Annotated in this window: 17 protein-coding genes and 1 tRNA gene; 10 read left to right on the top strand and 8 right to left on the bottom strand. The window is 63.8% G+C overall.

Features of this window, described 5'->3' with window-relative positions; translation table 11 throughout:
- Window positions 1-141: 141 nt before the first annotated feature.
- Genes IEV83_RS13400 through lptF form a run of 3 tightly spaced genes read right to left on the bottom strand, consistent with a single transcriptional unit; the run spans window position 142 to window position 4,857 of the window.
- Window positions 142-2,559 carry an LPS-assembly protein LptD gene (locus IEV83_RS13400; protein WP_209003151.1) on the bottom strand — a complete coding sequence of 806 codons (2,418 nt, stop codon included), beginning with the start codon at window positions 2,557-2,559 and terminating at the stop codon, window positions 142-144.
- Window positions 2,559-3,656, bottom strand: a complete 1,098-nt coding sequence (gene lptG, locus IEV83_RS13395) for an LPS export ABC transporter permease LptG (protein ID WP_209003330.1) — start codon at window positions 3,654-3,656, stop codon at window positions 2,559-2,561. The genes IEV83_RS13400 and lptG overlap by 1 nt, the downstream gene beginning before the upstream one ends.
- A 13-nt stretch (window positions 3,657-3,669) precedes the next feature.
- Complete coding sequence (gene lptF, locus IEV83_RS13390) at window positions 3,670-4,857, bottom strand: LPS export ABC transporter permease LptF (RefSeq protein ID WP_181759849.1); 1,188 nt, start codon at window positions 4,855-4,857, stop codon at window positions 3,670-3,672.
- 269 nt (window positions 4,858-5,126) lie between these two features.
- Here lptF and IEV83_RS13385 point away from each other — a divergent pair, with 269 nt between their 5' ends.
- The 3 genes from IEV83_RS13385 (at window position 5,127) to IEV83_RS13375 (ending at window position 8,301) form a co-directional block, all read left to right on the top strand.
- Complete coding sequence (locus IEV83_RS13385) at window positions 5,127-6,617, top strand: leucyl aminopeptidase (protein WP_181759975.1); 1,491 nt, start codon at window positions 5,127-5,129, stop codon at window positions 6,615-6,617.
- A gap of 521 nt (window positions 6,618-7,138) precedes the next feature.
- Complete coding sequence (locus IEV83_RS13380) at window positions 7,139-7,588, top strand: DNA polymerase III subunit chi (protein WP_181759976.1); 450 nt, start codon at window positions 7,139-7,141, stop codon at window positions 7,586-7,588.
- Window positions 7,585-8,301 carry a class I SAM-dependent methyltransferase gene (locus IEV83_RS13375; protein WP_181759850.1) on the top strand — a complete coding sequence of 239 codons (717 nt, stop codon included), beginning with the start codon at window positions 7,585-7,587 and terminating at the stop codon, window positions 8,299-8,301. Before IEV83_RS13380 ends, IEV83_RS13375 begins: the two co-directional genes overlap by 4 nt.
- Window positions 8,302-8,312: 11 nt before the next feature.
- On the opposite strand, the gene IEV83_RS13370 is transcribed toward IEV83_RS13375, so the two are convergent.
- From IEV83_RS13370 to IEV83_RS13360, 3 genes are all read right to left on the bottom strand, one after another.
- The gene (locus IEV83_RS13370; RefSeq protein WP_181759851.1) at window positions 8,313-9,020 is read right to left on the bottom strand and encodes a hypothetical protein; all 708 of its coding nucleotides are present in this window, start codon (window positions 9,018-9,020) and stop codon (window positions 8,313-8,315) included.
- A 19-nt stretch (window positions 9,021-9,039) separates the two neighbouring features.
- Complete coding sequence (locus IEV83_RS13365) at window positions 9,040-9,819, bottom strand: hypothetical protein (protein WP_181759852.1); 780 nt, start codon at window positions 9,817-9,819, stop codon at window positions 9,040-9,042.
- A gap of 160 nt (window positions 9,820-9,979) precedes the next feature.
- On the bottom strand, window positions 9,980-11,866 hold the full coding sequence (locus tag IEV83_RS13360; RefSeq protein ID WP_181759977.1) for an ABC-F family ATP-binding cassette domain-containing protein: 1,887 nt from the start codon (window positions 11,864-11,866) through the stop codon (window positions 9,980-9,982).
- A gap of 124 nt (window positions 11,867-11,990) precedes the next feature.
- On the opposite strand from IEV83_RS13360, the gene IEV83_RS13355 reads away from it, so the two are divergent.
- Entirely contained in the window at window positions 11,991-12,815 is an 825-nt protein-coding gene (locus tag IEV83_RS13355) for a cyclase family protein (RefSeq protein ID WP_181759853.1), read from the top strand.
- 98 nt (window positions 12,816-12,913) lie between these two features.
- Complete coding sequence (locus tag IEV83_RS13350) at window positions 12,914-13,153, top strand: GIY-YIG nuclease family protein (RefSeq protein ID WP_244628186.1); 240 nt, start codon at window positions 12,914-12,916, stop codon at window positions 13,151-13,153.
- Between the two features lie 49 nt (window positions 13,154-13,202).
- On the opposite strand, the gene glnA is transcribed toward IEV83_RS13350, so the two are convergent.
- Both glnA and IEV83_RS13340 read right to left on the bottom strand, forming a co-directional pair.
- A complete protein-coding gene (glnA, locus tag IEV83_RS13345; protein ID WP_181759855.1) occupies window positions 13,203-14,612 on the bottom strand; it encodes a type I glutamate--ammonia ligase in 1,410 nt (469 codons plus the stop codon).
- Window positions 14,613-14,754: 142 nt separating this feature from the next.
- Complete coding sequence (locus IEV83_RS13340) at window positions 14,755-15,093, bottom strand: P-II family nitrogen regulator (protein WP_181759856.1); 339 nt, start codon at window positions 15,091-15,093, stop codon at window positions 14,755-14,757.
- Between the two features lie 418 nt (window positions 15,094-15,511).
- Here IEV83_RS13340 and IEV83_RS13335 point away from each other — a divergent pair, with 418 nt between their 5' ends.
- The 5 genes from IEV83_RS13335 to clpP all read left to right on the top strand — a co-directional run bounded on the left by IEV83_RS13335 (window position 15,512) and on the right by clpP (window position 19,958).
- Window positions 15,512-15,922 (top strand): VOC family protein, encoded by a 411-nt coding sequence (locus tag IEV83_RS13335; RefSeq protein ID WP_181759857.1) that lies wholly within the window; start codon window positions 15,512-15,514, stop codon window positions 15,920-15,922.
- Window positions 15,919-17,481, top strand: a complete 1,563-nt coding sequence (locus IEV83_RS13330) for an NAD(P)H-hydrate dehydratase (RefSeq protein ID WP_244628185.1) — start codon at window positions 15,919-15,921, stop codon at window positions 17,479-17,481. The genes IEV83_RS13335 and IEV83_RS13330 overlap by 4 nt, the downstream gene beginning before the upstream one ends.
- Before the next feature lie 101 nt (window positions 17,482-17,582).
- Window positions 17,583-17,667 (top strand) — tRNA-Leu (locus IEV83_RS13325).
- A 95-nt stretch (window positions 17,668-17,762) separates the two neighbouring features.
- Entirely contained in the window at window positions 17,763-19,112 is a 1,350-nt protein-coding gene (gene tig / locus IEV83_RS13320) for a trigger factor (RefSeq protein WP_181759858.1), read from the top strand.
- 201 nt (window positions 19,113-19,313) lie between these two features.
- The gene (gene clpP / locus IEV83_RS13315; protein ID WP_181759859.1) at window positions 19,314-19,958 is read left to right on the top strand and encodes an ATP-dependent Clp endopeptidase proteolytic subunit ClpP; all 645 of its coding nucleotides are present in this window, start codon (window positions 19,314-19,316) and stop codon (window positions 19,956-19,958) included.
- Window positions 19,959-20,070: the final 112 nt, after the last annotated feature.

The following is a 20,070-nucleotide window of genomic DNA, read 5'->3' as shown; positions in this document are numbered from 1 at the left end:
ATGCCGGCCGCACGGAAGGTTGCCGCGTGCGGGGGGCGAATACCAATTTTTGTTCGGACAGTCTGCTGACACCAGAAAACGGCCAAATTCCGAACGTCCGCCGCCAATGCGAGGGCCTTGCCCCTACAGCCCACCGCCCGGTTAGCTGCCGCCGCCGGTGGAGAGTTGCGTATCGCCGAGCGTGCGCAGCCCCAGTCTCAGGAATAACAGCCGGTCGGTGGTCTGTCCGTTGTTGCGGCTGCGATCTTCCGAATAGGCCAGCGAGAGGGAAAACCCTTCGTCGTCATAACCGAAGCCGAGGCTGTCGCGAACCGTGTTGTTGCTCTCCAGATCGTAGCGCACCGAGCCAAACAGGCGCCAGTTCTCCTGAAGCCGCAGGCTGGCGGAGCCGATCACCTCCTGGCGCAGGGTCTCGATGCCGATGCTCGGCTGCGGCGAGAGATAGGCATAGGCAAGGTTGCCGGTGAGCGGACCATAGATTCCGGTCGCCTCGATCTGTCCGCGCTGGACGGCGAAGCTCTCACCGTCGAAGCGCGCCTGTGCGCCGATGCGGAAGCCTTGCCGGCTGTCGAAATACAGGCTGCCGACATAGTCGCTGGCGCCGGTTTCCAGGCCCGAGCTGCTGGTGGCGTCGAGAATGTCGGCCTGGCTGAAGGAGTTGGTGCCGGCCAGGTGGAAGGAGCGGCCGATCAGGGCGCTCACATTGATGCCATTGTCGAGCTGCAGGCTGTATTTCAGGCCGAGGTTGGCGCGGGTGCCGCCCTCGCTGCGGTCGAAGCCGGAGAACTTGTCGTATTCGAACAAGGTGGTGGAATCGAAGACAATGCTTTGTGCGTCCTCGTTCGGCAACTCGCCGATCCGGCCTTCGTTCGGGCGGACGATGATCTGGGCCATCGGCTCGAAGATCTGATTGCCGCCCTCGAAGGTGGCAAGGATCGGGAAGCGGTACTCCAGGCCCACGGCGGGCATGATCCGACCGACCACGCTCTCGTCGGTGAGGGCGGCAACGTTCTTGTCCGCCGAGGCGAGGAAGAACAGGTCGCCCTTCACATAGGCAAACGGCGTGAACATCTGGCCGAGCGGGTCGATCACCGTGGTGCGCCAGTCCGCCTGCAGGCTGGTGCGGGTGAAGGTGCCTTCGACGCCGCGGAAACGGGTGACGCCGCCGATCTGCACCGCATCGGTCTGGTCGCGGGTGAGGCTGGTCCAGTTGCCGGTGAGGGAAAGTTCACCGCCGGCGATCGGATCCTCGAAGATGTAGTTGTAGTCCAGCACCGGGTGGACGAGAGGCTGCTTGTCCTGGAGCCCCGAGCCAACCGGCAGGAAGCCCGGTGCATTCAGCGAAGCGGGCGTCGCCGCATAGTCTTCCTGGGAGATGCGGAAGGCATAGGCGCGCAGGTCGAAGCGGTTGCGTTCGCTCTGCCCGGTCAGGAAGATCTTGGATACGTCGCTGGCGTTGCCGAAGCGGGTGAACTTGTAGTCCTGAAGAAAGGCCCGGTCGGAGCGGAACGAGGCATCCCAGCCCCATTGCCAGCGGTCATTGATGTCGAAGGTGCCGGTCGAGGCGATGACACCGCGGAAGCGCCGGTTGCCGCTCGATGTGCCGAACTCGCCGGGTTGGGCCTGCATCAGACCGCCCAGATGCACCGAATACTCGCCGTTGGCGAGCTTCTGCCGCCAATCTGCCTGCGCCAGCACGCCCTGCTTGCTCAGCGGGGTCGCCGAGAGCAGCAGATCGTAGGTGGGGTCAAGGGCAATGTAATACGGAATGCGCACGCCGGCGCCGATCCGGTCACCAATCGCGAGGGTCGGGATCAGAAAGCCGGTCTTGCGCTTGACCGTGGGGTCCGGCATCGTCAGATATGGCAGGTAAACCAAGGGCTTGCCGAAGAACTCAAGCGCCGCATCGGAGAACTCGATGCTTTTTTCCTGCTGGTCGTGGACAATGGTCGTCGCGCGCACGTTCCACAGCGGAGGCTTGCCCGGCGGGTTCGTCGGCCGGGTGTAGACCGTGTAGACGCCGTTTTCGAACGTGGTCCGGTTGCCGTCCTCGCGCTTGGCGCTTTCGGCGATGAAACGGGTGCGCTCAGGCGTGTCGAGCTGCAGCGCACTGGCGAAGCCGTCGCGCAGGTCTTCCGACAGGTCCAGCTCCTGCGCGTAAAGCACATTGCCGTCCGGCTCGGTCATGCGGACGTCGCCTTCGGCGCGCAGACGGTTGTTGCGGCGGTCGAACACGACCCGCTTCGCTTCGACGGTGTTGCCGCCGTAGTAGATCTGCACATTGCCGAGCGCGGAAATCCGGTCGCGCTTGAAGTCGTAGCGCAGCTCGTCCGCTTCCAGCAGCAGCGGTTCCTTCTCGTCGACCCGGGCGCCGAGCGAATCGACCAGATCCGACTGGGCCGCGACTCCTTGCGGAAGAAGCAGGGGGGCGGTGACGGTGCCGAGCACGAGACCGGCAAGGGCGGTGCTGCGCAGAAGCCGGGCGGCAAGCGACACGCCGCGCAGGGCCGCGCCACGGCACATACGAGCCATCTGCGGAAGGACGGTGGCCGATGACATCAGCCGTCCTCCAGATGCAAGAGGATCGTAAAACCCATCAGAACTCCAAACACTCCAGGCGCCCAAGCAGCAACGATCGGCGGCACGATTCCCGCGCCTCCGAGATCCTTTCCCAACTCCGAGAGAACGTAAAGCACGAACCCGGCAAGGATGCCACCCAGAATCAGCCGTCCGATGCCCCCCATCCTCGTTACCCTCAGGGAGACGCAGGCGGCAATCAGCACCATCGCGGCCAGGAGCACGGGCCGCGCCAGAAGTGTCTGATACTGAAGTGAATACCGATAGGCCGGCAAACCGGCGCGTTGCGACAGCTCGATCACCCTCGGCAGGTCCCAGAAGCCGATGGATTCGGGCGCGGCAATGCTCTCGCGCACCTCGGTCGGCGTCAGGTAGGTGCTGATGGTGTAGGCCGCATATTTCCGGGGATCGGCCTCGGTGGTGTAGACTGTGACATCGCTCAGTTTCCAGACCTTGTCGCCGAGCCGGGCCTCGCGCGCCTCGATTCGCTCGGAAAAGAAGCCGTCCCGATCGAAACTGAAGATGGTGACGCCATAGAGTCGGGCGCCGCCGGCCAGGATCTGGTTGGCATGCAGCACCGATTCCCCGTCCAGCCCATCCTGGCGTAGCCAGGTCGCGCCGGTGGTCTGCATCAGAAAGTTCTGCTCCCGGCCAAACAGCCCGGCGGCGATTTCATCGGACTGGGCGCGCAGCACCACCGCCAGCGGATTGTAGACTGTCACCGCGAATACGCCGAGGCCGATGCCGACGATCAGCGCCGGGGCAATGAATTGCCAGACGGACACGCCGGCGGCGCGGGCGACCACCAGCTCCAGCTTGCGGCTGAGGGCGAGAAAGGCGGCGATGGACCCGAACAGCACGGCAAAGGGCAGCACCTGCTCCATCAGTTGCGGCGTGCGCAGCAGGGAAATCAGACTGATGCGGATCAGTCCGGCATCGTCCTCGCCGCCGCTCCGGCGCAGCAGCTCCAGAAGGTCGAAGATGAAGATCAGGACGGCGGCGAGTGCGAACAGGCCGAGGATGGCGCCAAGAAAGCGCCAGGAGAAATAGGTGGCGAGGGTTCGCCGCGTGATGCTCATGCCCATGATCATGCTACGCCGTGCCATCCTGACGGTTGCGGGTCAAGCGGGCGGCGAGCCCGGAGAGCCAATCGCCAAGCTGATCGCCGAGATGGGTCAGGAAAAGCACCCAGCGCGGGGTGCGTCCATGGATGATCGCCCAGCCGGCCAGCGCAATGGCGGCCAGCGGCAGCAGATAGAGCCCGAATCGAATGGCCGGGAGGGCCGGCACCAGGGTCAGCATGCCGAAGCCGGCGGTCCGCAACAGGATCGACAGGCCAAGGGCGGCGAGGATGGCCGTATGGCGGTTCTGCCGCGTGGTGCTGGGCTGGCCGAGAAACAGGAAGACGATGGCGGCAAAGGCCAGCGGATAGAGCGGCTGCGACAGGCGGTCATGCAATTCCGCCTGGAGGCGCTGCGGATAGGCGGCGGCATATTCATCGTCCGGCGACGGCGACAAGAGGTCGGCGAGCGAGCGCTCGCTCGCCTTGTAGGTGGCGGTGGTCGCCGTTGGAATCATGCTCGACAGATCGAAGGCATAGGACTGGAAGCGGACGATGGAGATGTTGTCGTCCTCGCCGGTGCGCCGCTGGATCGTGCCGTTCTGCATCACCAGCAAGGTGCGGTCGGCGGCTTCGACGATCCGGCCATGGGCGGCCTCATAGGTGAGTACCTTGTCGGCGGCGCGCTGATCATGCATCAGCAGGCCGTCGAGCTGACCCTCGCCGCTGCGGTTGCGAATGTGGAATGTCAGGCCGTCCTCGATGCTGATGAACCGCCCGGGGCGGACGATATTGGCCACCAGATCGACACGCACCCGGGTGATCTCATCGCGCAGCGCTGCAAGGCCCAGCGGCGCAATGGTGGTGGACAGCAGCGCGCAGAGCACGGAAACCAGCACGGCGGCGACCAGCACCGGGCGCAGCAGCACCGTACGCGAAGCGCCGGAGGCGTTGATGACGATCAGCTCGCTGTCGTTCGACAGGGTGTTGAGCACGACGATCAATGCGATCAGGAAGGCAAAGGGGGCGATGGCCAGGGCCAGGAACGGCATGGCCAGCAGCGTCATGCCGACGAACTGGACAATGGTCTGTCCCTTGGACGTGACCAGATCGAGCTGGCGCAAGGCCTGGGTGGCCCAGACAACACCGGCAAGGGCGGCGAGCGTTACCAGAAAGGCCGCGGAAAGGCGTCGCAGAACATAGCGTTCAAAGGTCGTCATCGGGCGCCGCGGTCTGATCGGTCAAAGGCGGCCGAGATGCCTCGCGGCCGGTCGCTGGGTTTCGGGATCCTGAGATATAGGACCGAATTTAGGTAAATACTCCCAAAATAAAAAGGGTTAACGCGACATGAAGACGCTGGCGCTTGCCGGGAAGCGGTTCCCGGACCATTGTAGGCGCCAAGGTCGCCAGTTCGCGTGCAACCGATCCGTGTCGCGGATCCGGCGTTGCGCCAGCCTGATGCGGCCCGCCACTGTTCAATCACGAGGTCATTGTCTTGTTGCCGAAACTCTCCTTTTCCAAATTGTCCGTCCCCGGCAAGGGTGTGGCGGTCGTTTTCGCGAACGACAAGCTGGCCGCCGGCGCGGTTACTTCGGACCTGCTCGGCGGGGCTGGGGGCTTGCTCGCCCGTGCCGCGGAGACGGCTGGCTTTTCCGGCAAGGCGCGTACGGTGCTCGACCTCATCGCGCCGGCTGGTCTCGACCTCGACCGGCTGATCGTCATCGGCCTCGGCGATGCGTCGCAGATCTCCGAAGCGGACTGGATGGCGCTTGGCGGCGTGGCGATGGGTGCGATCGGTTCGGCCAAGGCCGCCACCGTCTGCCTGGAAATCCCCGGCGGCGAGGTCCCGGCGGAGATGGCCGCGGCCTTTGCCATGGGCATGAAGCTGCGCGGGTACAGCTTCGACCGCTACAAGTCGCGCAAGGATGACGATGCGCCGGCAGTGTCGGCGGCGGTGGAGATCGGCACCTCGGACGCAAAGGCCGCAAAGAAGGCCTGGGCGGAGGCGGATGGCGTCAGCGATGGCGTGGTTCTTGCCCGCGATCTCGTCAACGAGCCGGCCAACGTGCTGACCACGCTGGAATTCGCCAAGCGGGCGCAGGCGCTCGCCGATCTCGGGGTCGAGGTCGAGGTGCTTGACGAAAAGGCGATGAAGAAGCTGAAGATGAACGCGCTTCTGGGCGTGGCCCAGGGCTCGGAAAGCCCGCCACGGCTGGTGGTGATGCGCTGGAACGGCGGCAAGAAGGACGCGCAGCCAGTGGCCTTCGTCGGCAAGGGCGTCGTCTTCGACACCGGCGGCATTTCCATCAAGCCGGCCGCCAGCATGGAAGACATGAAGGGCGACATGGGCGGGGCGGCGGCCGTCACCGGCCTGATGCACGCCCTGGCCGCGCGCAAGGCCAAGGTCAATGTGGTCGGCGTCATCGGTCTTGTGGAAAACATGCCCGACGGCAAGGCGCAGCGGCCGGGTGATATCGTCACCGCCATGTCGGGTGCAACCATCGAGGTGATCAACACTGACGCGGAAGGCCGGCTCGTGCTCGCCGATGCGCTCTGGTACACGCAGGATCGCTTCAAGCCGGCGTTCATGATCAACCTGGCCACCTTGACCGGTGCGGTTCTGGTGGCGCTCGGCAGCCATCATGCCGGTGTCTTTTCCAACGATGACACGCTGGTGGGACGGCTCGCCGAGGCCGGTACGGCGACCGATGAAAAGGTCTGGCGCCTGCCGCTGTCCAAGGACTACGACAAGCTGATCGACACGCCGAACGCCGACATGAAGAACACTGGCGGACGGATGGCCGGCTCGATCACCGCCGCCCAGTTCCTGCAGCGTTTCGTCAACGATGTGCCCTGGGTGCATATCGATGTGGCCGGCACGGCGATGGCAAGCCCGAAGACCGAGACCAGCAAGGGCTGGGCCTCCGGCTATGGCGTGCGCCTGCTCGACCGGCTGGTACGCGAGCATTACGAGGGCTGATGCCGATTGTGGCAACGGGCGCGGGGTTTCCCGCGCCCGTTGGTGCTCCTTCAGACAAAAAAAACGCCGTCAGACAACAAAAAACCCGCCGTCAAGCGGCGGGTCGGTCTCGTGTCTTTGCTCTGTTGGCGGCCCTGAAACGGGTGGGCCGAGCCTCAGCAGGTCTTGTAGGCGGCGCAGGAGCCGGAAGGTTCGCTGACGACCACGCCCATTGCCGTGGTGGCGCCGGCAAGGCCGAGGACAAGGCCAAAGAACAAAGCAATCCGCACAGCCATTCAATCGTTCTCCGTTGCCCTGACGAGGGAAGGGCGAGTACCGTCCTTCGCAAGGGGATAGGTCGCCGGTCAGGGGGCAGTCCGTTCAGGGAATCTCCGACGCAATGGTGCCGCGCCGGCCGTTGGCATTTGGTTAATCGTGAATCGGCTTGAAGGCAAAGCCGCTTTGCGCCATCCACATGCTTCCGCTGGGCGGTGTTGCGCAACTGCCGCAGTTTTCGCCGCCCGACAAGATGAGGTGCCGTGTTGGCCGATGTGCTGTTCTATCATCTGACCCGTCAGCCGCTGGAAGAGGTGCTGCCGGGCCTGTTGGAAACCTGCCTCAAGCGGGAGTGGCGGGTTGTTGTCCAGACCGGCACGCCGGAGCGGTGCCAGGCGCTCGACGCGCTGTTGTGGACCTATCGCGACGACAGTTTCCTGCCGCATGGCACCTCCGCCGACGGACACGAGGCGGCTCAGCCGGTGTTTCTCACCTGCGGCGAGGACAATCCCAATGGGGCGCACGTGCGCTTTCTCGTCGACCGCGCGGTACCGCCGGACCTTTCCCCCTATCAGCGCGGTGTCTTCCTGTTCGATGGCGGCGATCCGGAAGCGGTGATGGATGCGCGCGGCCAGTGGAAGGCGGCGAAGGCCGCCGGCCATGCCATCACCTATTGGCAGCAGGGGGAAAGCGGACGTTGGGAGAAAAAGGCATGAACGCTTCGCCCAAGGATCCGGATTTCGCCGGGCGGCGCAATGCGGCACGCGACCGGCTCGACGGGCTGTTCGGCGCCAAGGGCGGCGACCGGGCCGACCGCAGTGCGTGGTTCCATGCGGTCTATGAGACGGCTGGCGGCGACCCGGCCGCCGTGCCCTGGGCGGACCTTGCCGCCAAGCCGGAGCTTCTTGCCTGGCTGGCGGACAATCCGGGAGGCGGGGCGGACGCCCCGCTGCGGGCGCTCGATGTCGGTTGCGGTCTGGGGGACAATGCCGAGGCGCTGGCCGCCGCCGGCTATGCCACCACCGCCTTCGATCTGGCGTCAGCGGCCATCGACTGGGCGCGTCAGCGGTTTCCGCAAAGCACGGTGGACTATTGCGCCGCCGATCTGTTCGATCCGCCGGCGGCATGGATCGGTGCCTTCGATCTCGTGCATGAATGCTACACGCTGCAGGCGCTGGACGGTGCGCTGCGCGCCGCCGCCTTTCCCGCCACCGCCCGGCTGCTCGCCCCCGGTGGACGGCTCCTGATCCTCACTCGGTCGCGGGCGGAGGGAACGGAGGCGGACGGCCCGCCCTGGCCGTTGATGCCGTCGGAGCTCACCCGGTTCGAGGAACTGGGACTGGAGAAGGTCGAGAAGACGCCCTATGAGCTGCGCAAGGGTGAGCGGGTCATTCCGCATATAAGGGCGGTTTTCCGCCGCCCGGATTAAATTCAGGGCTGCTACAGGATGGGTGGGCGTTCGCTGGATACGCCCAGAACCTTCAGACTGGGGTCGGGCGCGCTGGAGGGCATGGCGGTTTCCACGGTCCAGAACTCAGGCGCCATTTGACAGAGCTCCGGTGTGGTGCGGGTCTCGGCTGCAACCTCGGTCTTGTTGTCGGGGGAAACGCCAAAACGGGCGAGTGCGTTCTGAGAGCCGGCGACTGTGCTGCTGCCATCAAGCGCGGTTTGCGCGGTGATCAGCAGAGCTGGAGGCAGCTTTGTGCAGTCCACGGACGCCAGTCGAATGCCATCGCTCGATGCACTGACTTGGAAGTGGTTGGTTGCGGGGTCCAGTTTCCAGCGCTTGGCGGCGGTTCTGGGAAAACTCGGGAGTGGAAGCCCCGGAACGGAGCCGCAGATTTCGCTCGTTTTCAACACGAGTTCTGCGGGGATTATATCAGGCGTATCTGAACCGCATTTCTTGAACGCGACGTTGCTGGTGCCTTCGATGGGGGCGAACTCCCCGAGCGGATTTTGCCCATCCGTCCTGACGCCGTTGCTCCAACTTCCCACCGTTGCGAACACCTTGTCGTCGCGCGGCGCGGTGTTTTCCGTGAGGCTGAGAATCAGCCGTTTGGCATCCTGGCTTGGAGAAGCGGCTTCCTGAGCGGAGGCAAATGAACCGAAAATGCTTGCCAGAAGAGCAAGCCAATATGCGTTATTCATTGTTGGCGCTCCTCTTGTTTCATCGCTCCGGCTTCGTGCAGAATGGCAGTTTGCGCCACTCTCTTGCCACGCAGGGCTGAAGACGTCTTACCGGCAGATATCGATCCGAGGCGCTCAGATGGATGACGAGAAACCCCTCGCTGTTGATGACGCAAAGGGAATACGAGCGCTGCGGTGTTGAGATCAGGTGCTTGATTTCGGCGCCGGCGAGGCATTTGCTGAAGCGGAGCCTTTGCGCGACACCCAAGCGGTTCTCGAAAACAGAGAGCGTCGTACGCGGTATCACAATCGCATTGGCTTCATTCCAAATTCGATGTGCGGCGATGCGGGCGGTTTCATCGGCGCTCGCCTTGATGCTCATGAAGGTAAGGAATGCCGCGATTGGCAAGCTTATTAGGAAAAAGTACCGCCATCTCATTGTTTTTAGGGCGGCATCGGATTGTCGCAGTTGCGCGAAAATCCAGGCGAGAACCGCGATGACCGCGCCGATGCCGAGAAGCTTCCATATGAAGGCTGCGTGGGTGAAGACGTTGTAGGAATGGGCGACGATGGTCGCCAATGGGGCATCGACCTCATGGATCGAGATCGAAAACGCGGTAAGGAATGCGTCAAGGTAAGCGATGCCGGCAAAATATCCCAAGGCAAGCGGCGCGACGACAAGCGCAACATCGGTGAGCGACTGAGCTACGCTTCGTCCGGTGTCGCCTGATTGTTGCTCTTCCTGCTCAGGGGGCGGTACGATCACAATCGTGTTGTATGTCGCACCGGCCTCTGGGCACTGTTCGCCCGGCGCCGACATATCATTTCACCGCATCAATAATGATATGTAATATTTAAGTGTATCTTTCAGGTTGCGTCAATGGGTTCTTCTTTTAAACAGGGGGCGTCGGCGACGCATCGGATGATGAGGGCATAGCAACGCCCCGTGCTCTCAGAAGCTATAGTCTCCCGGATTTTTCTCAGGTGCCTTCCAGCTCGGCGGACAGTTCCAGCCAGAGTTCCTCGGTCTTCGCCAGCTTCTTTTCCATGAAGGCACGCTCCTTGGCGAACTTTGTCGCCCGTTCCGGATCTCTTGTGAAAAAGTCCGGATCGGCGAGCGTTTCGTCGATGCGGGCGAGCTTTTCGGTGATCCGCGCCATTTCCTTCTCGGCGGCGGCGATGTCCTTGCGCAAGGGGGCGAGTTGCGCCCGGCGCTCGGCGGCGTTGCGCCGTTTGGTCGAGCGTTCCTCTTCGCCGGCATCCGCTGCCGTCTCGCGTTCGGACTTCTCCTTCCGATCTCCCCGGTCGCGCTGCAGGATCAGCCGGCGGTAGTCCTCCATGTCGCCATCGAAGCTGCGCACCCCGCCATCGGCAACCAGCCACAGCCGGTCGGCGCAGGCCTCCACCAGATGCCGGTCGTGCGAGATCAGCACCACGGCGCCCTCATAGTCGTTGATTGCCTGGATCAGCGCCTCGCGGCTTTCGATGTCGAGGTGGTTGGTCGGCTCGTCGAGGATGAGCAGATGCGGCCCCTCGAAGGTGGCAAGGCCGAGCAGCAGGCGCGCCTTCTCGCCGCCAGAGAGGTCCTTGGCGGGGGTGTCCATGCGGCTCGTCGGCAGGCCGAAACGGTCGACCCGGGCGCGCACCTTGGATTCGGCTGCATCTGGCATCAGCTTGCGCACATGGGCGACCGGGCTGTCTGCGGGAATGAGATCGTCGAGCTGGTGCTGGGCGAAGAAGGCGACCTTCAGCTTTCGTGCCCGGGTGATCTTGCCGCTCATCGCTTCCAGTCGGCCGGCAATCAGCTTGGCGAAGGTCGACTTGCCGTTGCCGTTGGCGCCAAGCAGGGCAATCCGGTCGTCATTGTCGATGTTGAGCGCCAGCGACGACAGGATGGTGGTTTCGCCGTAGCCGACGGCGACATCGTCCAGCCGGATGATCGGCGGAGCAAGGCTGCCATCGGGATCGGGGAAGGAGATCGGCAGCGCTTCCTCGCCGCGAATGGCGGCGATGGGCTCCATCTTCTCCAGCATCTTCAGCCGTGACTGGGCCTGACGGGCCTTGGTGGCCTTGGCGCGGAAGCGGTCGACGAAGGCCTGCATGTGCTTGCGCTGGGCCTCCTGCTTCTCGCGGCTCTTTTCCTGAAGCGCCATCGTTTCGCGCCGCTGCCGGTCGAAGCTGTCGAAGCCGCCGCGATAGAAGGTCAGGCCGAGTTGATCGAGATGGACGATGGAATCCACCGCCTTGTTCAGGAGGTCGCGGTCGTGGCTGATCAGCAGCACCTGATGCGGGTAGCGGGAGACGTAGTTCTCCAGCCAGAGCGTGCCTTCCAGATCGAGGTAGTTGGTCGGCTCGTCGAGCAGCAGCAGGTCCGGCTCGGAAAACAGCACGGCGGCAAGGGCCACCCGCATGCGCCAGCCGCCGGAGAAGGACGAGCAGGGGCGCGCCTGCGCCTCCGCGTCGAAGCCGAGGCCGGCGAGAATGCGGGCCGCGCGGGCCTCCGCCGTGTGACTGTCGATGTCGGCCAGACGGGTGTGGATCTCGGCGATCCGGTGCGGGTCCTCGGCCGTTTCCGCTTCCGCCAGAAGAGCGGTGCGTTCCGTGTCCGCGGCCAGCACGATCTCCAGCAGGGTCTCTTCCGTTCCGGGAGCCTCCTGCGCCACCTGGCCGATCCGCAGGCCCTTGGGCATGCGGATCTCGCCGCTCTCTGGTGAGGCATCGCCGGTGATCAGGCGGAAGAGTGTGGACTTGCCGGCACCGTTGCGACCGACGAAGCCGGTCTTGGCGCCGCTGGGCAGGGTGACGCTGGCCCGCTCCAGAAGCGTGCGGCCGGCGATGCGGAAGGTGAGGTCGGTGATCTGTAACATGGTCGGATCAATGGCGGGAAAACACGCGCCGTGCAAGGGGAAGGCGCGGTGGCAGGGGTGATTGCCGCCGCGAAAGGTGCATCCTACCATGGTGCTCTTGTCAGACGTGCAAGGGAGGATCGATATGTGTGTTCCAGGATGCCAGGACGTGGTGGCACGCCGTCTCAGCCGGCGCGGATTGTTCAAGGGAGTGGCGGGCACGCTCGCCGGCGCCGCCGTCTTCACCGCCTTTCCGCCGCCGCGTGCGGCCCGTGCGGCCACCAACGGATTTTCCAGGGTGGTCGACCTGACCCACACCCTGATGGAGGACTTTCCCACCTATTTCGGTGTGCCCGGACTGGAGATGGAACGTACCGCCGCCTTCGATGAAAACGGCTTCAACATGTACAAGTGGCACCTGGTGGAGCACACGGGCACCCATCTCGATGCGCCGATCCATTTCGCCAAGGACGCTTCCACCGCCGACGAGATCGCCATCGACCAGCTGGTGGTGCCGCTGGCGGTGGTGGATGTGAAGGAGAAGGCGGCCGCCGATCCGGACTACCTGGTCTCGGTGGAGGATCTGAAGGCCTATGAGGCCGGCGTCGGGCCGCTGCCGCAAGGGGGCTGCGTGGCGATGAACTCCGGCTGGGCCGAGAAGGTCGGCGGCGAGGAGTTCCGCAATGCCGATGGCGACGGGATGATGCATTTCCCGGGCTTTTCCAAGGACGCGGCGCTCTACATGATGGAGCAGGGCGTGGTCGGCATGGCGGTCGACACCCTCTCGCTCGACCATGGGGCGTCCAAGACCTTCGATACCCACTACAGCTGGCTGCCGAGCGGGCGCTGGGGGCTGGAGTGCGTTGCCGCGCTTGACGAAGTTCCGGCCAGCGGGGCGACGCTGGTGGTCGGCGCGCCGAAGATCAAGGGTGCGACCGGCGGGCCGAGCCGGATCATGGCGCTGGTATAGAGACTTGGGGCATTTGAATTTTAGATGCGGGATTTTGAAGATTGAAGGTCATATACAAGATTACTTGGCCGAACGGAAAGATATATATTGGGAGTGATATGACTGACTCGATATCGTATTTTGGAAGCGCTGACTCAGAATATGTGGGTCGTGATTTTCCAACTCGTGAATCGCGTTCTGATATTACGATTCGGAAGGAAGTGCTCTGGGAGTCTGATGTGGCTACCAAGGGTGAGGTGCTGGCAAAGGAGCGAAGTCTCATCGTTCAGTATCGCTCTAACGATCCCAATATCGGCTATAATAAATTTCCCAAGAAAAAGGAAAGCCCCGGCGGATAACCGCCGGGGCTTTCTTATTGCGCAAGGTCGCCCTTTATCGCGGCGTGGATCAGACCGAGAAGTAGAGGTCGTACTCGACCGGATGCGGCGTCATTTCGTACCGCATGTTCTCTTCCATCTTCAGCTCGATGTAGGAGTCGATCTGGTCGTCGTCCATCACGCCGCCGGCCTTCAGGAAGTCGCGGTCGGCGTCGAGGGATTCCAGTGCCTCACGCAGCGAGGCGCAGACGGTCGGAATGTCCTTCAGCTCTTCCGGCGGCAGGTCGTAGAGGTTCTTGTCCATCGCATCGCCCGGATGGATCTTGTTCTTGATGCCGTCGAGGCCGGCCATCAGGATGGCCGCGAAGCACAGGTACGGGTTCGCGGACGGATCCGGGAACCGCACCTCGACGCGCTTTGCCTTTGGCGAGGAGGTGAAGGGGATGCGGCAAGAGGCCGAGCGGTTGCGCGAGGAGTAGGCCAGGAGTACCGGCGCCTCGTAACCCGGGACCAGACGCTTGTAGGAGTTGGTCGAGGGGTTGGTGAAGGCGTTCAGCGCCTTGGCGTGCTTCAGGATGCCGCCGATGTAGTAGAGGCAGGTCTCCGACAGGTCGGCATACTGGTTGCCGGCGAAGGTCGGCTTGCCGTCCTTCCAGATCGACAGGTGCACATGCATGCCCGTGCCGTTGTCGCCGAACACCGGCTTGGGCATGAAGGTCGCGGTCTTGCCATAGGCGTGGGCGACCTGATGCACAGCGTACTTGTAGATCTGCATCTTGTCGGCGTTGCGGGTCAGCGTGTCGAACATGATGCCGAGCTCATGCTGGGCCGCGGCCACCTCGTGGTGGTGCTTCTCGACGGTGACGCCCATTTCCTTGAGCACGGTCAGCATCTCGGAGCGGATGTCCTGGCAGCTGTCGATCGGCGGAACCGGGAAGTAGCCGCCCTTGGTGCGCGGACGGTGGCCGAGGTTGCCCGTGTCGTATTCCGAACCCATGTTGGACGGCAGCTCGGAGGAATCCACCTGGAAGCCGGTGTTGTAGGGGTCGGCGGAGAAGCGCACGTCGTCGAAGATGAAGAACTCGGCTTCCGGACCGACATACACGGTGTCGCCGATGCCCAGCGACTTCACGTAGGCCTCGGCCTTCTTGGCCGTGGTGCGCGGGTCGCGGTTGTAGGCCTCGCCGGAGATCGGGTCGATGACATCGCAGATGATCGACAGGGTCGACTGGGCGAAGAACGGGTCGATATGCGCGGTCTCGGGATCGAGCACCAGCATCATGTCGGACTCGTTGATCGCCTTCCAGCCGGCAATGGAGGAGCCGTCGAAGGCGACGCCTTCGGCGAACATGTCCTCGTCCACCAGGCCGGCGTCCATGGTCACATGCTGCATCTTGCCGCGCGGATCGGAGAAGCGAAGGTCAACGAACTTGATGTCCTTGTCCTTGATCTCCTTGAGAACTTCAGTGGCGGTCGTCATGGAAAACTTCCCTGTCATTCGTGGTGGTCACTGGCGCCGCCTCTGGAACACCGGATCTCCGGTTGTCTTGCGCGAAGCGGCCTGAAAGCTCATGGATCGAGCGGTTCTGCGACTGCGGGAAACCGCTCTGGATGTCGGGAGGCTAGATCGCGTCCGTTCCCGTCTCGCCGGTGCGGATGCGCACCGCATCCTCGATGGAGGAAACGAAGATCTTGCCATCGCCGATCCGTCCGGTCTGGGCCGCATTGCGGATGGCCTCGACCGCCTTGTCGACCAGATCGTCGGTCAGGACGATCTCGACCTTCACCTTGGGCAGGAAGTCGACGACGTATTCGGCGCCGCGATAAAGTTCGGTATGGCCCTTCTGGCGACCGAAGCCCTTGGCTTCTGTCACCGTGATGCCCTGGAGGCCGACTTCCTGAAGCGCCTCCTTGACCTCGTCGAGCTTGAACGGCTTGATAATCGCTTCGATCTTTTTCATCGTCTCCGCCACTTCACGTCGCCCGGGTTCAAAAAGCGGGTCCCCGTGTTTCGGGGCCGTGTCCCTTGATTAGCATGGGCCGTGCCAGTCCCGCCTGCCGAAAAAAACAGCCTGCTATTCGGGCAGTTGCGCGCGCAAACCCGCAGCCGGCCGCAATCGCTCCTTGGTGCCTGTTTATTTTCTGCCCACTCTGCACAATAAATATGCAGAAAAACAAGGCGGGTGGAACGATGGCCGGTGCGGCCGATTGCATCGGCGCGCGGCAGGCTGCGCAATCGCTGGGCAACGGCAGGGCCGTTCGGGACGTTCGCGGCAAGGCGGTTGCGTTTGGCCGTCATTCCCGGCGAAATGCGATGAGCCTGTCTGGAGAGGCCGTCTGGCGTAGCGGCGGAAAGGGCAGGGCAAAAAGGAGGTCACGATGCGGATCACGGCACTCGATCACATCGTCCTGACGGTCACGGACATGGATGCCGCCGTCAGATTCTATTCTGAGGTTCTCGGCATGGAGGAGGTGGTATTCGGCGGTGGCCGCCGGGCGCTGCGCTTCGGCAGCCAGAAGATCAACCTGCATCCGCCCGGGCATGATTATGCCCCGGTGGCTGAGCGGCCCGCGCCGGGGTCGGCGGATCTGTGCTTCCTCGTCGCCTCGCTGGATGCGGCCATCGTCGCGCTGGAGGCGGCCGGGGTCGGGATCGAGGAGGGGCCGGTGTCGCGCACCGGTGCGCTCTCGCCGCTGCGCTCGATCTACATCCGCGATCCGGACGGCAATCTGGTGGAGTTGTCCGAACCTCAGAACGTGGTGCTGGCCGGTAGCGGGGACCGTGGATGACAGGCGAATTGCTGACACCGGTGCAGATGGGCGAGGCGGACCGGCTGACCATTGAGGGCGGGGTGCCCGGCATCGAACTGATGGAGGTCGCCGGACGGGCGGTCGCCGATGCGGCCTGCCGTATGGCCGGATATGACGCGGGCATTCTCGTGCTGGCCGGACCGGGGAACAATGGCGGCGATGGGTTCGTTGCCGCCCGTCTCTTGAAACGGCGCGGGTATAAGGTGCGGGTCGTCCTGCTGCCGCGGGGCTGGGAGGCGCGCGGCGATGCGGCGCTGGCGCTCGCGGCGATGAAAGAGGCTGGCGTTTCGCCTGAGACGCTGCCGCAGGCGCAGGAAGAAGAGGCGCTGGGCGCGTATCTCGCTGCCGCTGGGCTGGTGATCGACGCGCTGTTCGGGGCCGGGCTCGACCGGTCGTTGACCGGGCCGATCGCGGCGGCGGTACGCCAGGTCAACGCGGCGCGGGAGGCTGCGGGGCTTTTGGTTCTGGCCGTCGATCTGCCCTCGGGGGTGAGCGGCGAAAGCGGCGCCATCCTGGGTACGGCGGTGGCGGCCGATCGCACGGTCACCTTTTTTCGCGCCAAGCCGGGACATCTGCTTTATCCCGGACGCGGTCTGTGCGGCGCGTTGGAGATTGCCGATATCGGCATCAAGGACGCGGTGCTGGAGACGGTGCGGCCGGCGCTGTTCCGCAATGCGCCGGAGCTGTGGCGGTGTGTGTGGCGCCCGCCGGGGCCGGAGGGGCACAAGTACAGCCGGGGCCATGCGGTGGTGATCTCCGGTCCCGCGCTTGCCACCGGCGCGGCGCGGCTCGCGGCGGGGGCGGCACTGCGCTGCGGCGCCGGGCTGGTGACGGTGGCGACCCCGCCATCGGCGGCGCTGGTCAATGCGGCGCATCTGACGGCGGTGATGGTGCGCTCCTTTCGCGGCGAGAAGGGACTGTCGGAGCTGCTCGCCGATCCCCGGCTCAACGCGGTGCTTCTGGGACCAGGCGCCGGAGTGGGCGAGGGAACACGGGCGCTGGCGCGGGCCTGTCTCGCCGGGCCGCGCGCGGTGGTGCTCGATGCCGATGCCCTGACCAGCCATGCGGATGCGCCCGAGGAGTTGTTCGCGCTGATTGCCGCTTTGAACCGGTCGGGCGCGGGAGAGGGCGCGGCTCCAGTCGTGCTGACGCCGCATGAGGGGGAGTTCACCCGGCTGTTTCCGGATCTGTCTGCTGCCGGGCTGCCGTCCAAGGTGGAGCGGGCGCGGGCGGCGGCGCGGCGCAGCGGAGCGGTGGTGCTCTTGAAAGGCGGCGACACGGTGATCGCCGAACCCGGCGGCCGGGCGGCGATCAACGATTGCGCGCCGCCCTGGCTGGCGACCGCCGGCTCCGGCGATGTGCTGGCGGGGATCGTCACCGGATTGCTGGCGCAAGGAATGCCGGGATTCGAGGCCGCCTGCATGGCGGTCTGGCTACACGGCCAGGCCGGCGCCGAGGCGGGGGCGGCGCTGACGGCGGAGGATCTTGAGCCGGCTTTGCGGGCGGTCTTGCGCCAAATGGTGGAGGAAAAGCGGTAAATGAAGGGTGGGCGGGACGGTGCGAAGCCCGGATTTTCCTTTGACCCTGTCATATGCGGTGCTATAGAGGCCGCGCCTCGGTTCAAGGCGCTGCGCAAGTTGCGGGTGTGGTGGAATTGGTATACACGCCAGATTTAGGTTCTGGTGGCGCAAGCCGTGGGGGTTCAAGTCCCTCCGCCCGCACCACGTATGGCCTGAACCCGAAGCAGACCCGGTACAGGGCATCAATTTCAAACGAGCTGTCGGAAAGACGTTCTCGATCAAGGACGAAGCACACGACCATGCAGGTAACAGAGACCCTGGCCGAGGGGCTGAAACGCGAACTGAAAGTCGTCATTCCGGCGTCTGAGCTTGCAAGCCGCCTCGATACGTATCTTGAAGATCTCAAGGGCAAGGTTCAGATCAAGGGCTTCCGCCCGGGCAAGGTTCCGGCTGCCCATCTGAAGCGCCTTTACGGGCGTCAGGCAACCGCCGAGTTGCTCAACGAGATGATCACCGAGACCACGCGCTCGGCGGTTCAGGAGCGCAACGAGAAGCCTGCGCTCCAGCCGGAAATCGATCTGGCTGACGACGACGCCGAGGCGATTCTCACCGGCGGCGCCGATATCGCCTTCACGATGAGCTACGACATCCTGCCGGAGTTCGAGATCATCGATTTCAAGACGATCTCGATCGAGCGCCCGGTGGTGGAGATCGACGATTCGGAAATCGACGAGCAGATCGCGCAGATCGCCAACAACAACAAGCCGTTCGAGACCAAGGACGGTGCGGCGGAAGATGGCGACCGGGTGCTGATGAGCTACCTGGGCAAGCTCGACGGCGAGCCCTTCGAGGGCGGTGCCGACGAGAACGGCCAGTTGGTGATCGGCTCCAAGCAGTTCATTCCGGGCTTCGAGGAGCAGCTTGTCGGCCTGAAGGCCGGTGACGAGAAGACCATCGAGGTCAGCTTCCCCGAGGATTATCCGGCGAAGCACCTGGCCGGCAAGCCGGTGACCTTCGATATCGTCGTCAAGGAAGTGCAGTCGGCCGGTGAGGTGACCATCGATGATGAGTTCGCCAAGGGGCTGGGTCTGGACTCGCTCGACAAGCTGAAGGAGATCGTCCGCGGTCAGATCGAGAGCCAGTACGGCGCGATGACCCGCCAGAAGATCAAGCGGCAGCTTCTCGACAAGCTCGACGAGCATTACCAGTTCGATCTTCCGGAGCGTCTGGTCGCGTCCGAGTTCGACGGCGTATGGCGCCAGGTCGAGGCGGACATGCAGAACGCCGGCAAGTCCTTCGAGGACGAGGGGTCCTCCGAGGAAGAGACCCGTGCGGAGTACCGCAAGATCGCCGAACGCCGCGTACGGCTCGGCCTGGTCCTGTCGGAAGTCGGCGACCAGAACGAGATCAAGGTCAGCGACGAGGAAGTGCAGCGCGCGCTGTACGATCGGGTGCGTCAGTTCCCGGGCCAGGAAAAGGAAGTGTTCGAGTTCTACAAGAGCAATCCGACCGCTCTGGCCAGTCTCCAGGCTCCGATCTACGAAGAGAAGGTGGTGGACTACATCCTCGAACTTGCCACGGTGACCGACAAGACCGTGTCCAAGGAAGAGCTGATGGCCGAGGACGAGGAAGAGGGCGCGTCGTCGTAATCGGCGGCACGCACTTTTAACCCTTGCCTGTGTGCAATTAGCACCTACCTTTCGAAATGAAGCGACATCCCCTATGTATGGGTGTCGCTTTTTTCGACTCAAGAAGACCGAGGCCGAGACCGTCCCTCCCGAAGGCCTGCCGACCCGCTGACACGAATGCGGTTCCCAGGCAGGGGCGTTCCTCCAAAACATGGACGAGGCATGAAGGATCCAGTTGATTTCGCCATGAGTTCACTCGTTCCGATGGTCGTCGAACAGACGAACCGGGGTGAACGCGCATTCGATATCTATTCGCGGCTGCTCAAGGAGCGGATCATTTTCCTGACCGGCCCGGTCGAGGACCATCTGGCGACGCTGGTCTGCGCCCAGCTTCTTTATCTGGAAGCGGAAAACCCGACCAAGGAAATCGCGATCTACATCAATTCCCCGGGCGGTCTGGTGACCTCGGGCCTGGCGATCTACGACACGATGCAGTTCATTCGGCCGGCCGTGTCGACCCTGTGCATCGGTCAGGCCGCCTCCATGGGCTCGCTGCTTCTGGCGGCTGGCGCCAAGGGGATGCGGTTCTCGCTGCCGAACGCGCGGGTGATGGTGCATCAGCCGTCGGGCGGCTTCCGCGGCCAGGCGGCGGACATCATGCTTCATGCTCAGGAAATCCTGAAGATGAAGCAGCGCCTGAACGAGATCTACGTCACGCACACCGGGCAGTCGCTCGATGCCGTCGAAGAGGCGCTCGACCGCGACAACTTCATGTCGGCGGATACGGCCAAGGCTTTCGGCATCGTCGATGAAGTGATCCTTGATCGCGCGGCGGTGCTTGGCGGTGCCGAGGAAACGTCTAAATAACACTTGGATGGCGAGGTTTTCGCCATTCAGCGGGACTTGGGCGATCCGTCGCCATGCCCCTGCCTTAAACGAATATTGATTTTTGAGGTGGAAGCATGGTGAGATTCCGGGA

The organism is Stappia taiwanensis, from assembly GCF_014635285.1.
GTDB lineage: Bacteria > Pseudomonadota > Alphaproteobacteria > Rhizobiales > Stappiaceae > Stappia > Stappia taiwanensis.
This window is presented reverse-complemented; position numbering and strand designations above follow the sequence as displayed.

Excerpts from the sequence above, each read along its gene's own strand:
- IEV83_RS13400 (WP_209003151.1), bottom strand. The coding sequence starts at position 2,559 with ATGTCATCGGCCACCGTCCTTCCGCAGATGGCTCGTATGTGCCGTGGC.
- lptG (WP_209003330.1), bottom strand. The coding sequence starts at position 3,656 with ATGAGCATCACGCGGCGAACCCTCGCCACCTATTTCTCCTGGCGCTTT.
- lptF (WP_181759849.1), bottom strand. The coding sequence starts at position 4,857 with ATGACGACCTTTGAACGCTATGTTCTGCGACGCCTTTCCGCGGCCTTT.
- IEV83_RS13375 (WP_181759850.1), top strand. The coding sequence starts at position 7,585 with ATGAACGCTTCGCCCAAGGATCCGGATTTCGCCGGGCGGCGCAATGCG.
- IEV83_RS13370 (WP_181759851.1), bottom strand. The coding sequence starts at position 9,020 with ATGAATAACGCATATTGGCTTGCTCTTCTGGCAAGCATTTTCGGTTCA.
- IEV83_RS13365 (WP_181759852.1), bottom strand. The coding sequence starts at position 9,819 with ATGTCGGCGCCGGGCGAACAGTGCCCAGAGGCCGGTGCGACATACAAC.
- IEV83_RS13360 (WP_181759977.1), bottom strand. The coding sequence starts at position 11,866 with ATGTTACAGATCACCGACCTCACCTTCCGCATCGCCGGCCGCACGCTT.
- IEV83_RS13355 (WP_181759853.1), top strand. The coding sequence starts at position 11,991 with ATGTGTGTTCCAGGATGCCAGGACGTGGTGGCACGCCGTCTCAGCCGG.
- IEV83_RS13350 (WP_244628186.1), top strand. The coding sequence starts at position 12,914 with ATGACTGACTCGATATCGTATTTTGGAAGCGCTGACTCAGAATATGTG.
- glnA (WP_181759855.1), bottom strand. The coding sequence starts at position 14,612 with ATGACGACCGCCACTGAAGTTCTCAAGGAGATCAAGGACAAGGACATC.
- IEV83_RS13340 (WP_181759856.1), bottom strand. The coding sequence starts at position 15,093 with ATGAAAAAGATCGAAGCGATTATCAAGCCGTTCAAGCTCGACGAGGTC.
- IEV83_RS13335 (WP_181759857.1), top strand. The coding sequence starts at position 15,512 with ATGCGGATCACGGCACTCGATCACATCGTCCTGACGGTCACGGACATG.
- IEV83_RS13330 (WP_244628185.1), top strand. The coding sequence starts at position 15,919 with ATGACAGGCGAATTGCTGACACCGGTGCAGATGGGCGAGGCGGACCGG.
- tig (WP_181759858.1), top strand. The coding sequence starts at position 17,763 with ATGCAGGTAACAGAGACCCTGGCCGAGGGGCTGAAACGCGAACTGAAA.
- clpP (WP_181759859.1), top strand. The coding sequence starts at position 19,314 with ATGAAGGATCCAGTTGATTTCGCCATGAGTTCACTCGTTCCGATGGTC.